The following is a 12,706-nucleotide window of genomic DNA, read 5'->3' as shown; positions in this document are numbered from 1 at the left end:
TTCAGCTGGGCTGCGCCAGAATTCGCGACCAGACCGCCGCGAACTCCTCGGCGGTACGTGGCGCCGAGCGGTCCTGGCGGGTCTTTTCGGAGTACTCGCCCAACTCTGTCAAACGCGCCTTGTCGTTGACCAGTTCGGTGATCGCGCGCGCCAGTTCCGTCGCCACGGCGTCTGGTTGATCATGGTCGACAGGGACGACCACTGCTCCGGCCTTCGTGTCGAGTTCGGCCAAAGAACCGTAGCCGGTCGTGACTATCGGCGTGCGGTATGCCATGGCATGCGCCACCACGCCGGACGCCGGATAGGTCACGTCCTGCCAGTGTCGCTTGCCATAGGGCACCACGATGGCGCGGACGGATTCGAAGAATGCGTCTTCCTCCAGGCCGTCGACGGCGCCGAGAATCTCGATGCCGTGCTCGCGGGGCAGTGTTTCGGTGCCGCGACCGGCGACCCGGATTGCGACGTCGTCGGCTAGTTGACGACGAATGCCTTCGATCTGCTCGAATCCTTTGCCGCGGTAGACATGTCCGAAGAATCCGATCGCTTTCGGCCGCTCCTGAGCAGGCCGGATAGTGGGCCTGTCCCGCACGATATGCGGGATGTGCACGGCGGTCAGCTGCGGGTATCTCTGCTCGATCGACCGTCTGCCGGTCTCGGTCAGCGCGATCAATGTCCGGTCGGTGTACACCCGGCCTTCCAGCGCGGTCGTGATCTTCTGCGTCGTGAAGTGCAGGCCGTGAAAGACCAGTCGGCTTCGGTGCATGAAGGTCGGCGACCACGGCCACCAAACCCCTTGTGGCGGATCGTGAATGGTCGCGGTCACCGGTACGCCGCGCAGGCCGACGACCGACCAGAACGGCACGAACCCGCCTGCCGCCAACTCGGCGTGCACCAACACCCTTCCGTGCGGGGCAGCGGCAACGTGGTTCCTGACGGCCTTGCGGGCGCGCCTGGCGTCGGCTATGCCGTCGTCACCCGGTGAGCCACAGCGGATTTCGGCCACCTCACCGAAATGCTGTCGCACTCCGGTGAGGAAGTCCTCCGAGTAGTCTCCGACGGCGGTCTTGCCGCGCGCGGGCGCAACGAAGACCAGTCGGTAGTCTTTGAGGTCAACAACCATCAGTGAAACAGCGGCCGGTAGCCCGCGCTGTATCTGAGCGCATCCGGGTCCCGCTTCCCGATCACCTTCGCGGGCACACCGCCGACGACCTCGCACTCGCCGACGTCCTTGGTGACCAGCGAGTGCGCGGCCACCACCGCACCGCGGCCGAGGATGCACGGCAAAGTCATTGCCCTGCTGGCGATCCAGACGTAGTCGCAGATGACTGTCGGGATGCCGGGGACCGGCAGGAAGTCGGGATGGTTGATGTCGTGGCCGCCGCCGACGATGTGCACGTCGCTGGCCAACGTCACGTTGTCGCCGATCCACACGCTCGCCCGCGCGTCGATGAGACAGCGCATACCGACGGTGCTGTTCTCGCCGATCCGCAGGAACTCGGGATCGAGGATGGTCGTCGTCCGCATGATCGACGAGCCCTTACCGATCCGAGCACCCATCAGGCGCAGGAATCCCAATCGCACGGTGTGAGAAGGGATGTAGGTGACGAACATGTTGTACAGCAGCGTGGCGATCCGGTTGCGCGCCTTACGAGGCAGACTCAGATCCTGCATCTTGTAGCTGACCAACGATTCGCCGTCTTCGGACAGCACCCAAGTCGGCCCTGGGACGACCTTCAGATCGGGAGCGAGCTCGAGCTTACGGGCGATGTCGTCGGGGTCCGGCTTCTGCGGTTCTCTCCACATGCGTGCTGCTCCTCCTTTCAGCTTTCGGCCAACTTGTCCACCTCGGCATAGAGGCGCCTGGCGAAGTGCTCCTCATCGAACTGCTCGACGTGGCGGCGGATCTTGTCCGGATCGAACTCCATCTGTTCGAAGCGGTCGAGCGCCGCGGCGATGGAGCCTGGTTCCGGCTCGTCGAAGTAGATGCCGGACAGCCCTTCGTCGACGGTGTCCAGGAATCCGCCCCAGCGCACCGCGACCGTCGGTCGCCCGCGCATACCGGCCTCGATCGGCGTCAGACCGAAGTCCTCATAGCTGGCCGCGATCAGCGCCCGACAGTTTTCGTACAACCAGGAGATCTGGCCGTCGGTCAGATCGGAGAGCATGTGCACGTTCTCGGTCTTGATACTGCGTAGACGTTCGGCCTCCGGCCCTCGACCGACCACGACCAATTGGCGGTCGGTGTCGGCGAACGCGCGTATCACCACGTCGACGTTCTTGTAAGGCAACAGCCGCGACACGCACAGGTAAAAGCCGCCCTTCTCGGAGCCGGTGCCTTGCAGCGCTGGGATCCTCTCGGCCTCAGCGAGATTCGACATTTCCGCGGGGCCGAAGACCACGTCGGAGTCGATGCCGTAGGCGTCGCTGATGCGGCCCTTGATGAGCGTCGAGATCGCCAGGTACTTGTCGGCGGCGCGCGCCTGGCGACGATCCCACGCCTTCAAATACGGGGAGGTAGCGGCCAGCCCGACCCGCTTGGCCAGGCCCGCGTCCTCGCCGAGGTACTTGTCCGGTAGGTACAGCCAGCGTGCGGGCGAGTAGCAGTAGACGAGCTTGCGGCCCCGGGTGCGGAAGCCGTGCGCCCAACCGCTACTGCTGGTGAGAACCACGTCGGCGTCGACGAACATCGACTGCGCGACAAGCGGCCAGACCGGAAGGCCGACTCGGTGGTGTTTACGCAGCGGTCCGATCTTGTTGGCGGCGGACACCCGAATATTGCGTTCGGCAAACTCCGGATACGTCAACGCCGGGTCGTACAGCAACGTATAGATCGGCGCGTTCGGGAAGGCGCGGCTCATCGACAGGACCATCTTTTCCGCCCCGCCGAGTTGGGTGAGGTAGTCGTGAGCAATCGCCACCTTCGGGCCGTCGACACCGTCGTACCTGCGATCTGGTTGCACGCTGGTAATCCCCTCGAAAGGCTGCGCTGACAACGGACTCGAATCGCTCGGACTGGCGTCCATGCCCGCCGATTCCATCAGGACTGCAAACGTACCGTACTCAACAACCGAGGCCAAACATCGCGGCGGCAAATCCAGGCAAAGGGCGTTGTCTGCGATTTCCACACCGCCGGCGATGTCACGCGAGCCCGAACCGGGTCGGCATGGGTGGCAGAATTCCGGACGTACCGCTATCCGGATAGCGAACACCCGGCGGCAAAGAACATCGAGTTGACAATCCGTTTCGGTGCGCTGCAGCAAGTTCGTTGCGCGGTTGCGACCAACCGGCGGGTCGGGTAAATTTCCCGCGCGACGGCAAGCGTTTGACGGTTGGCCCTGGTTGCCCGCGCCGAGCCCCGAACGTCAAGTGGATCGCTTCCTTGGCTCGAGGCGAGGGCGTTAGCTGGCAAGCGCGCAGTTCGCCGGGGTTCTTGCAGCCAGCGGGCGGCTACTTGTAGGTTGGGTCCGGTAGTCTTTCCGCGATATTTCGTTTGCCGGCAACTTCCGAGGATCGACAATTCAATCGCCACCGGCACCACAACCTTTTGGAGATGCACACATGGGCATGCCCCGTAGCAAACTCGTCTACATGGATGTCGACGAGCTGTGGAACGGGTACGAGGACCTACTTGTCGACCTGGCAAGGCGCGAGGGCACCAAGGCGGTCGCCGAGCTCGGTGGCGGCGCAAACCCGATCGTCGCGGATTCGAAATGGGACTTTCTCCAGCAGCGCGTGGTGCTCGACATATCCGCCATCGAACTGGCAAAAGGTGAAGGCCGAGTCGAAACGAAGGTGGCAGACCTTTGCCAACCGATCGTGGAGGGCCATAACCAGTACGACCTCGTTTTCTCGAAGATGCTGTGCGAGCATTTGCCCGACCCGGTCACATTTCACGAGAATTGCTTCAAATTGCTGCGGCCCGGTGGGCTTTCCGTGCACTTCTTCCCGACGCTGCACAGCCTGCCGATCATGGTGAACCACCTGATCCCGGAGAGGCAGGCGCACGCCCTGGTCCGGTTGTTCCAACCGACCCGAATCGCCGATCCCAAGCAGCAGAAATTTCCGGCGTACTACCGCTGGTGCCTGGGCCCGTCCAAACGCACAGCTAAGCGCTACGAGAGCGTCGGTTTCGAGGTCGAGCGGATCAACGCCACGTTCGGCCACGGCTACTACCGGCGCATCCCCCCGTTGCACGCGCTCGAGCTGCAGAAGACGAAGCTGCTGCACCGTCACCCGGTCCCGTATATGGCCAGCTTCATGGTGGCCATCCTGCGGAAGCCGCACGTCGGGTACGAATCCGGGGGAGTACCGGCGACCGCCGAGGCGGTCAGGAAAGCGTCAGGCTAAGCCGGTTGCGACCGTTCGCTATGGCGGCCGATACCATCGACCACCATGACGAGCGTTTCCGAGCAGGCGTCTGAGGCGGCCGCCGAGCACGAGATCGATATCCACACGACCGCGGGCAAGCTGGCCGATCTGCGCAGGCGGACCGAAGAGACCTTGCACCCGGTCGGTGAAGCCGCCGTCGAGAAGACGCACGCAAAGGGCAAGCTGACCGCGCGCGAACGCATCCTGGCGCTGCTGGACGAGGACTCGTTCGTGGAGCTCGATGCGCTGGCGCGGCACCGCAGCACCAACTTCGGGTTGCAGGAGAAGCGGCCGCTCGGTGACGGTGTGGTGACCGGTTACGGCACCATCGACGGCCGCGAGGTTTGCATCTTCAGCCAGGACGCGACGGTCTTCGGCGGCAGCCTCGGCGAGGTGTACGGCGAGAAGATCGTGAAGGTACAGGAACTCGCGATCAAGACCGGCCGGCCACTGATCGGCATCAACGACGGTGCAGGCGCCCGCATCCAGGAGGGCGTCGTCTCGCTGGGTCTGTACAGCCGGATCTTCCGCAACAACATTCTGGCTTCCGGAGTGATCCCGCAGATCTCGCTGATCATGGGCGCCGCGGCGGGTGGCCATGTGTACTCCCCCGCGCTGACCGACTTCGTGATCATGGTCGACCAGACCAGCCAGATGTTCATCACCGGACCCGACGTGATCAAGACGGTCACCGGCGAGGACGTCACCATGGAGGAGCTTGGCGGCGCGCACACCCACATGGCCAAGTCCGGCACCGCACATTATGTCGCCTCGGGTGAGCAGGACGCGTTCGACTACGTTCGCGACCTCCTGAGCTACCTGCCGTCCAACAATTACGCCGATCCCCCGCGCTACCCGGCTGCCGTTGCGGCCGGCGCCATCGAGGAGAACTTGACCGACGAGGACATCGAGCTCGACACGCTGATCCCGGATTCGCCGAACCAGCCGTACGACATGCACGAGGTGATCACCCGCATCCTCGACGACGACGAGTTCCTCGAGGTGCAGGCCGGCTACGCCACGAACATCGTCGTCGGCTTCGGCCGAGTCGAGGGCCGCACCGTCGGCGTCGTGGCGAACCAGCCCACCCAATTCGCCGGTTGCCTGGACATCAACGCCTCCGAGAAGGCGGCCAGGTTCATCCGCACCTGTGACTGCTTCAACATCCCGATCGTGCTTCTTGTGGACGTGCCGGGCTTCTTGCCGGGCACCGACCAGGAGTACAACGGCATCATCCGGCGCGGCGCCAAGCTGCTGTATGCCTACGGCGAGGCGACAGTTGCCAAGGTCACCGTCATCACCCGCAAGTCCTACGGCGGCGCGTACTGCGTGATGGGCTCCAAGGACATGGGCGCCGACGTTGTGGTGGCGTGGCCGACGGCGCAGATCGCGGTGATGGGCGCCTCGGGTGCGGTCGGGTTCGTCTACCGCCAGCAGCTGACGGAGGCCGCCAAGAACGGCGAAGATGTCGATGCGCTCCGCCTGCAACTGCAGCAGGATTACGAGGACACGTTGGTGAACCCGTACATCGCTGCCGAGCGTGGTTACGTCGACGCGGTCATCCCGCCCTCGCACACCCGTGGCTACGTCGCCACGGCCCTGCGGCTGTTGGAGCGCAAGATCACTCAGATTCCGCCGAAGAAGCACGGGAACATTCCACTGTGAATCGCCCGAGCGGCGATGAGCGCAGTTCGCGAAGCGAACGTAGCGAGAGAGCGAACCGACAAACATGAGCATCCAAGACCAGGTCGCCGATCCGCACGCCCACGAGGCGCACATCAAGGTGGTCAAGGGCGAACCGACCGAGGAAGAACTCGCCGCGGTGATGGCCGTTTTCGCGGCCGCTGCTGGGACACCCGAAGAGCCGCGCGAACAAGAGCAGAACCTCTGGGGTCATCCGGTGGACCGGTTGCGCTACAACGTCTTCAGTTGGCAGCGGGTGACGCTGCTGGAGCGGACGCACATGCGGAAATGACCCGGCTGGTGCTGGCGTCGGCCTCGTCGGGTCGTCGTAAGGTGTTGCGCCAGGCGGGGATTGATCCACTGGTCATCGTTTCCGGTGTGGACGAGGACGCCGTGGTCGACGGGCTTGACCCCGCGGCCACTCCGGGAGAAGTCACAACGGCGTTGGCCGCAGCCAAGGCAGAAGCCGTCGCGCATGTTCTCCCTCGGGCCGTAGCAGCAAATTGCGTTGTGGTGGGCTGTGATTCGATGCTGTATCGCGACGGCTTGCTGATGGGCAAGCCGGCTTCAGCAGCCGCGGCGCTGGAGGGCTGGCGGCAGATGGCGGGCGCGTCCGGCCAGTTGTACACCGGGCATTGCGTCCTTCGCGTGCGCGACAACACGATCACCTATCGCGCCGACGACGCGACACGCACCACGGTCAACTTCGGTGTGCCCTCCCCCGGTGACCTGGAGGCGTATGTCGCACACGGCGAACCGCTTGCGGTCGCAGGCGGATTCACGCTCGACGGTCTCGGCGGCTGGTTCATCGACGGCGTCGACGGCGACCCGTCGGCCGTCATCGGCATCGGCCTGCCGCTGACGAGGCGCTTGCTCGAACTCGCGGGCGTGTCAATACGCGAACTCTGGGCCGCGAACCCGCTCACCGCCTAGCGCGCGATCTTGTAGCGCGAGATCTCGTAGCGCGAGCAGACGCAGAAACGTACGCTCAGCGCCGCGAGAGCACGTTTCTGTGTCTGCTCGCGCTCGGGGCGGGCTAACTCGCTTGACGCGACAAGTGGTGAAGCAATCGGTCGGCAAGGCGCCATGGTTGGCGCCTTACATCATCAACGACGATCGGCACCAGCGTCCAGTCCACCTCCTGCACAGCGGCATAGCGCTTCTTGTCGCGCACCATCTCGGTTCGCCCCGAATGCCACGCGAAGCTTTCGTACTCTGCGGCCAGACGTTGCTCGGGCCAGGCGAAGTCCACACGATATGTCCCGTCGCGCCCCTGGATCTCATATTGCAACTCCGGCAACGGCACGCCGTAATCGATCATCACCAGGCGTGCCTCGCTCTCCATCCCCGATTCTGCGCGGCCGTCGGCGTATGGCAGCAGCTCGCGCACGTGGACGATGCCGCGGCGTCCCTTCTGTTCCCGGACGGCGTTTTCCAGGTCCTCGCGGGTGCACCGCGTCGAATGCAGGGAGGCATCAAGCGCGGCGAGAGCTCGTGGCCGCCGCAGCGCACGCGCCACCTCAACGGCGGTCCAAGCCGGCGCCGTCGCAAGCCGTCCTGCTATGCGCTGAAGCGGTGCCCCCACCCGCTGGTGCACCATCAAGCCGACGGTCGACCGCATTCGGACGCCGGGATCAAGCACATGAACACATTCGGTGTTCTCCAGGTCGAAGCCGTACAGGCCTGCCGCGGTACCCATACACGCGACGGCTGGCTGCCCCATGAACACATCCAAAGCGGCGAGCCGGCCGAGGAGATCTGGTGTCGACGCTGCGTAAACGCCATACCAGACACGTGCCAATCCACCGTTGCGAACTTCGACCAACAGCTTCTCGCGCGTCATGACAGTGAGTAGCTGTGTGGTGGTGGCGAAGCCGCCGACTGATCCAAAAGGGCCAACGCCGCAGCATGCATCCAAGAATCATCGGCGCCCGCCGAGCCTGCGAGGCACGGGAATTGGCCGATCTGTGGATAACTTCCCTTCGCCGAGCAGACGCAGAAACGTACGCAGGGGCGCTTCACTGCACGTTTCTGCGTCTGCTCGCGCCGAACAACCGCTACATCAGGTCGTTGGCGGGCACCAGATCGCGGTTCTCGCGATACCACCCGACCGTGCGCTTTAAACCCTCGTCGAGGCCGACCACCGGCGACCAGCCCAGCGCTCGCATCTTCGAGATGTCCGGGCAGCGACGCTTGGTGCCACCCTGCTGCAGCGCACCGGGCCGGACGTCCAAGTCGATGCCGACGATCTTGCCGATGCGCGCGGCCAGCTCGCGAATGGTGATCTCCTCATCGCTGCCGATGTGGTAAACCTCGCGGTGCCCGCCCTTTTCGTACATCGTCAGGATGCCCTCGACGACGTCGTCGACGTAACAGAACGACCGCGTCTCGGTGCCGTCACCTTGGATCGGGAATGCCTTGTCGCCTGCATCCTGGCAACCCAGCGCCCGCAGAATGAACTGCGGCTCCACATGTTTCCAGCCCATGTTGGGCCCAAAGACGTTGTGCGGCCGGAAAACCTGCACCTGACGGTAGTGGTCCTGGCCGTAGTTGAACGCGATCAACTCGCTGACGATCTTGCCGCCGCCGTACGAATACCTGGGGTTGAGGCTGTCCGGCAACATCAGCGGAACCGTCTCCGGTGTCGGTATCACCGGCGGTGTCTGGTACACCTCGGCGGTAGAGGCGACGATCAAGTCGGGTACGCCTGCCTCGCGCCCGGCGTTGGTCACGGCCAGCGCACCACGAAGCCCTACGTCGAGTACGAGTTCCGGTTGGGTGTAGAAGTTCTCGGTGCCGTTGACCGCGGCCAGGTGCATGACGACCTCGGCGCCCTTGAACGCTTTCGTCAGCGCATCCTGGTCACGCACGTCGCACGTGAAAAGCTCTACCTGCGAGGCGACTTCGGCGAACCGGCCGGCATCACCACGCACCATGTTGTCGACCACCGCGACGTCCCAGCCGTCGCGCACGAGGCGCTTGACCAGGTAAGCGCCGATGAAGCCGCCACCACCGGTGACGACCACGCGGCTAGCCATCGATGGGCGCCCATCCGCTGCGGCCAACCGCGAAATACGAGTCACCGAGTTCCGATGCCGGCAAGTGGCTGAAGTGGTTCCAGTAGTCGAAGACGAACCCGTTGGGGCTGATGAACTCGGTGATGGTGCGCGGACCGATGGTGCCCAACGACGGATGATTGTTGGCGATCACCACCACCGACGCCCCACTGACCGCATCGCCGAACCGGTTGAACACCTTCTCGTCGGGAAACTCGGCGGCAAGTACCTCCGGTGAGGTGATCGGGTCGTACACACCGATCTCGGCGTCGGGGTGCGCCTTCTTCAACGCATCGAGCACCTTGATCGACATCGAACCGCGTAGGTCGCTGGTTTCGGGTAGTCCCTTGAAGGCCATGCCGAGGATGTTGATCTTCAGCGGGTCCGATGCCGCCAGGTTTCGACGCCTGATCTCGCTACTGATGAACTGGACGGTCTCCTCGGGCTGACGTTCGTTGACCAACCTGCCCGCGGTGGTTATCTCCATCTCGATGCCGCGGGAGCGCGCGCTCTCCATCAGGATGTGCGGGTCCTTCTCCAGGCACGGACCTCCGACCAGGCCCGGCAACGGGATGTTGGTGCGGTTGTAACCGAGCTTGCCCGCGGAAATCACCTCATGCGCGCTGACGCCGAACGCGTCGCACACCCGAGCGACCTCGTTGGCGAACGCGAACTGCACATCCCGGAACGTGTTGCTGACCAGCTTGATGATCTCGGCGGTCTCGATATCGGCCACCTGAACAATCGAAATAGTGAGCCGCCGAAATAGCGCGGCGGCACGATCGGCGACCGCCGGATTGTCGGCGCCGATAATTTGCGGCAATTCACGTAATTCCTGTAGCGCCTTGCCTTCCAGCGTGCGTTCCGGGCACATCGCGATATCGAATTTCTTTCCGCTCGCGGCGAGAATTGGCGCCACGATGTCGCGCGTCGTGCCGACTTTCACGGTGGACCGCAGGAGCACCAACGCGCCGTCGCGCATGTTCTCGGCGATGTCACGGGCCGCCGCCTCGATCATGTCCAGACGCGCCACGCCCTCGGCCGACAACGGCGTTCCGACGGTGATGATGTAGGTGTCGCAGGTGAAGCTGTCGTCGAAGCGCTCCGCGGCCACCAACTTCTTCGACCTGGTCACACCGGCCAACGCGTCGGGCAGGCCCGTCTCGGTGAAGTGAGGTGTGCCGGCGTTGGTCATCTCGACAATGTCCGGCCGCTTTTCCACGCCGATCACCGAGACGCCGGCTTCAGCGAGAACGGTCGCCAAAGTCAACCCCACAAAACCGAGTCCGACGATTCCCACGTCGTAATTTGCTGGCTCAGCCATCATTCCTCAAGTTCCTAGCGCAAGGACGTTGCGAAGACAAGTGCACACAATACGTCGCCGTCGCGCATATGCAGCATTGGGCAGGTGCTGTTTCGCATGCCGCCTGGGTAAACTCGTAGTGTGCCGCTGCCTGCTGATCCAGATCCCGCCCTGCAGTCATATGCCCACCCCGAACGCCTGGTCACCGCCGACTGGTTATCGGGCAATCTGGGCCGCCAGGGACTTGCCATCGTCGAGTCCGACGAAGATGTGCTGCTCTACGACACCGGCCATATTCCTGGCGCCGTGAAGATCGACTGGCACACCGACCTCAACGACCCCCACGTCCGCGATTACATCAACGGCGAGCAGTTCGCCGACCTGATGAACCGCAAGGGCATCTCCCGCGACGACACCATCGTCGTCTACGGCGACAAGAGCAATTGGTGGGCCGCCTACGCGCTGTGGGTGTTCACCTTGTTCGGCCATCCCGACGTGCGTTTGCTCGACGGCGGCCGCGACCTGTGGATCTCCGACGGCCGTGAGACCACGCTTGACGTACCGGCCAAGCAGACCACCGGTTACCCGGTCGTCGACCGCAACGACGCCGAAATCCGCGCCTTCAAGGACGATGTGCTGCAGATCCTGGGCAAGCAACCGCTGATCGATGTCCGGTCGCCGCAGGAGTTCACTGGCGAGCGCACCCACATGCCCGACTACCCGGAGGAAGGCGCGCTGCGCGGCGGCCACATCCCGACCGCACGGTCCATTCCCTGGGGTAAGGCCGCCCAGGACAACGGCCGGTTCCGCAACCGCAAGGAACTCGACGAGCTGTACGGCTTCATCGAGCCCGACGACAAGACCGTCGTGTACTGCCGCATCGGCGAGCGGTCCAGCCACACCTGGTTCGTGCTGACCCATCTGCTGGGCAAGCCCGGTGTGCGCAATTACGACGGCTCGTGGACCGAATGGGGTAACGCGGTGCGGGTCCCCGTCGCCGTTGGGGAAGAACCCGGAAGCGCGCCGTGAGTGTGCCGGCCGCGCTGGCCGAAGTCGTTTCGGACTTCCAGGAAGTACAGGGACAGGACAAGCTAGCCCTGCTGCTGGAGTTCGCCAACGAATTGCCGCCGCTGCCAGCCGATCTCGAAGAGGCGGCGATGGAGCCGGTACCCGAATGCCAGTCGCCGCTGTTTCTTCACGTCGACGCGGCCGACCGCGGCAAGGTGCGGCTGTACTTCAGTGCGCCCGCGGAGGCACCGACCACCCGTGGTTTCGCGGCCATTCTGGCGGCCGGTCTCGACAAGCAATCCGCCGACGACATCATCGCCGTGCCCGACGACTTCTACTCCGATCTGGGGCTGGCCGCCCTGATCAGTCCGCTGCGGCTGCGCGGCATGTCAGCAATGCTGGCCCGGATCAAGCGCCGGCTACGCGAATCCTGATCAGAAGAACGGCAACTTGTACTTGCCGCTGTACTGCAGCGCGTCCTTGTTCCGCTCACCGATCACCTTGGCGGGCACCCCGCCGACGATCGCGAACGGCGGAACCTCCTTGTTCACCACGGAGTGCGCGGCCACCACTGCGCCCCTGCCGATCAGGCTGGGCAGGATCATCGCCCGGCTGCCGATCCACACATGGTCGTCGATCACGATGGGGTCCGGCGGATTCGGCGCGGGCACGAAGTTGGGGTGGTTGATGTCGTGGCCGCCCGCGATGATCTGGGTGTCGCTGGCGATCACCACGTCGTCGCCGATCGCGATCCCGGCCCTGGCGTCCAGCAGACACCGGAAGCCGATCGAGACGCGGTCACCGATCACGATGTAGGGAATGAACCAGACGCCGGTGCCCCGGCAGATCGCGGTGCCCTTGCCGATTTTCGCCCCGAACAGTCGCAGATATCCCAGCCGGATGAAATGGAACGGGATGTAGGTGATGACCGTGTTGTAGAAGTACGCCACATACACATCGCGGATGCGGTGGAACAGGGTCTCACCTTCGAGCTTGTAGTTGACGATGCGACCGTCGGGCTCGGTCACCCACTCCATCTTCGGTGGAATACGCACTTTGGGGTTTACTTCGCGCTTGCGGGCGATCACTTCAGGGTCGGACGCTTGCGGTTCAACGAACAACAGTGCTCCCTCACTAGCCTCAGCTAACTCCTGGATCAGCAGTCACCATATCTCCGGCGGCGGGCAACCGGCCAAACCCGCCGCGTATTTGCTCGCGCCGCGCCGCACCCGCGGGTGGGCCGGGCAGTCAGGCCCCTTAAACTGCGAGGCGCTACATTCTTAAAGAC

Annotated in this window: 13 protein-coding genes; 6 read left to right on the top strand and 7 right to left on the bottom strand. The window is 64.1% G+C overall.

Translation table 11 applies throughout. The features are described from left to right. Position 1: 1 nt before the first annotated feature. From ACGFK1_RS07595 to ACGFK1_RS07585, 3 genes are read right to left on the bottom strand one after another with little or no spacing between them, the layout of a single operon-like run. On the bottom strand, positions 2-1,120 hold the full coding sequence (locus ACGFK1_RS07595) for a glycosyltransferase (protein WP_393427617.1): 1,119 nt from the start codon (positions 1,118-1,120) through the stop codon (positions 2-4). After that, positions 1,120-1,803, bottom strand: a complete 684-nt coding sequence (locus ACGFK1_RS07590; RefSeq protein ID WP_393427616.1) for an acyltransferase — start codon at positions 1,801-1,803, stop codon at positions 1,120-1,122. The genes ACGFK1_RS07595 and ACGFK1_RS07590 overlap by 1 nt, the downstream gene beginning before the upstream one ends. Before the next feature lie 17 nt (positions 1,804-1,820). Beyond that, positions 1,821-2,960 (bottom strand): glycosyltransferase, encoded by a 1,140-nt coding sequence (locus tag ACGFK1_RS07585; protein WP_393427615.1) that lies wholly within the window; start codon positions 2,958-2,960, stop codon positions 1,821-1,823. Between the two features lie 598 nt (positions 2,961-3,558). On the opposite strand from ACGFK1_RS07585, the gene ACGFK1_RS07580 reads away from it, so the two are divergent. From ACGFK1_RS07580 to ACGFK1_RS07565, 4 genes are all read left to right on the top strand, one after another. Beyond that, positions 3,559-4,347: a class I SAM-dependent methyltransferase gene (locus ACGFK1_RS07580; RefSeq protein WP_393427614.1), complete on the top strand. Its 789-nt coding sequence runs from the start codon at positions 3,559-3,561 to the stop codon at positions 4,345-4,347. Between the two features lie 45 nt (positions 4,348-4,392). Next, complete coding sequence (locus tag ACGFK1_RS07575) at positions 4,393-6,033, top strand: acyl-CoA carboxylase subunit beta (protein WP_393427613.1); 1,641 nt, start codon at positions 4,393-4,395, stop codon at positions 6,031-6,033. Positions 6,034-6,097: 64 nt separating this feature from the next. Then, the gene (locus ACGFK1_RS07570) at positions 6,098-6,343 is read left to right on the top strand and encodes an acyl-CoA carboxylase subunit epsilon (RefSeq protein ID WP_393427612.1); all 246 of its coding nucleotides are present in this window, start codon (positions 6,098-6,100) and stop codon (positions 6,341-6,343) included. Then, entirely contained in the window at positions 6,340-6,984 is a 645-nt protein-coding gene (locus tag ACGFK1_RS07565; RefSeq protein ID WP_393427611.1) for a Maf family protein, read from the top strand. The genes ACGFK1_RS07570 and ACGFK1_RS07565 overlap by 4 nt, the downstream gene beginning before the upstream one ends. A 103-nt stretch (positions 6,985-7,087) precedes the next feature. Here ACGFK1_RS07565 and ACGFK1_RS07560 read toward each other — a convergent pair whose 3' ends face one another. The 3 genes from ACGFK1_RS07560 to ACGFK1_RS07550 all read right to left on the bottom strand — a co-directional run bounded on the left by ACGFK1_RS07560 (position 7,088) and on the right by ACGFK1_RS07550 (position 10,431). Beyond that, positions 7,088-7,894, bottom strand: coding sequence for a hypothetical protein (locus ACGFK1_RS07560; RefSeq protein WP_393427610.1), 807 nt, complete (start codon positions 7,892-7,894; stop codon positions 7,088-7,090). A gap of 214 nt (positions 7,895-8,108) precedes the next feature. Further along, the gene (locus ACGFK1_RS07555) at positions 8,109-9,089 is read right to left on the bottom strand and encodes an NAD-dependent epimerase/dehydratase family protein (protein WP_393427609.1); all 981 of its coding nucleotides are present in this window, start codon (positions 9,087-9,089) and stop codon (positions 8,109-8,111) included. Then, positions 9,082-10,431 (bottom strand): nucleotide sugar dehydrogenase, encoded by a 1,350-nt coding sequence (locus tag ACGFK1_RS07550; RefSeq protein ID WP_393427608.1) that lies wholly within the window; start codon positions 10,429-10,431, stop codon positions 9,082-9,084. The genes ACGFK1_RS07555 and ACGFK1_RS07550 overlap by 8 nt, the downstream gene beginning before the upstream one ends. A gap of 120 nt (positions 10,432-10,551) precedes the next feature. Here ACGFK1_RS07550 and ACGFK1_RS07545 point away from each other — a divergent pair, with 120 nt between their 5' ends. Then, positions 10,552-11,439, top strand: coding sequence for a sulfurtransferase (locus ACGFK1_RS07545; RefSeq protein ID WP_393427607.1), 888 nt, complete (start codon positions 10,552-10,554; stop codon positions 11,437-11,439). Then, positions 11,436-11,852, top strand: a complete 417-nt coding sequence (locus tag ACGFK1_RS07540; protein ID WP_393427606.1) for a SufE family protein — start codon at positions 11,436-11,438, stop codon at positions 11,850-11,852. The genes ACGFK1_RS07545 and ACGFK1_RS07540 overlap by 4 nt, the downstream gene beginning before the upstream one ends. Here the strand turns inward: ACGFK1_RS07540 and ACGFK1_RS07535 are convergent, their stop codons facing one another. Then, positions 11,853-12,539 (bottom strand): acyltransferase, encoded by a 687-nt coding sequence (locus ACGFK1_RS07535; protein WP_393427605.1) that lies wholly within the window; start codon positions 12,537-12,539, stop codon positions 11,853-11,855. Positions 12,540-12,706 lie beyond the last annotated feature (167 nt).

It is taken from the genome of Mycobacterium sp. NPDC048908, assembly GCF_043197955.1.
Lineage (GTDB): Bacteria > Actinomycetota > Actinomycetes > Mycobacteriales > Mycobacteriaceae > Mycobacterium.
The sequence above is the reverse complement of the archived record's forward strand: the minus strand, read 5'-3'. Positions and strand labels throughout refer to the sequence as shown.

Bases quoted from the DNA above. Each gene is read 5' to 3' on its own strand.
- ACGFK1_RS07575 (WP_393427613.1), top strand. From the start codon at position 4,393: ATGACGAGCGTTTCCGAGCAGGCGTCTGAGGCGGCCGCCGAGCACGAG.
- ACGFK1_RS07595 (WP_393427617.1), bottom strand. From the start codon at position 1,120: ATGGTTGTTGACCTCAAAGACTACCGACTGGTCTTCGTTGCGCCCGCG.
- ACGFK1_RS07570 (WP_393427612.1), top strand. From the start codon at position 6,098: ATGAGCATCCAAGACCAGGTCGCCGATCCGCACGCCCACGAGGCGCAC.
- ACGFK1_RS07565 (WP_393427611.1), top strand. From the start codon at position 6,340: ATGACCCGGCTGGTGCTGGCGTCGGCCTCGTCGGGTCGTCGTAAGGTG.
- ACGFK1_RS07590 (WP_393427616.1), bottom strand. From the start codon at position 1,803: ATGTGGAGAGAACCGCAGAAGCCGGACCCCGACGACATCGCCCGTAAG.
- ACGFK1_RS07550 (WP_393427608.1), bottom strand. From the start codon at position 10,431: ATGGCTGAGCCAGCAAATTACGACGTGGGAATCGTCGGACTCGGTTTT.
- ACGFK1_RS07560 (WP_393427610.1), bottom strand. From the start codon at position 7,894: ATGACGCGCGAGAAGCTGTTGGTCGAAGTTCGCAACGGTGGATTGGCA.
- ACGFK1_RS07580 (WP_393427614.1), top strand. From the start codon at position 3,559: ATGGGCATGCCCCGTAGCAAACTCGTCTACATGGATGTCGACGAGCTG.
- ACGFK1_RS07555 (WP_393427609.1), bottom strand. From the start codon at position 9,089: ATGGCTAGCCGCGTGGTCGTCACCGGTGGTGGCGGCTTCATCGGCGCT.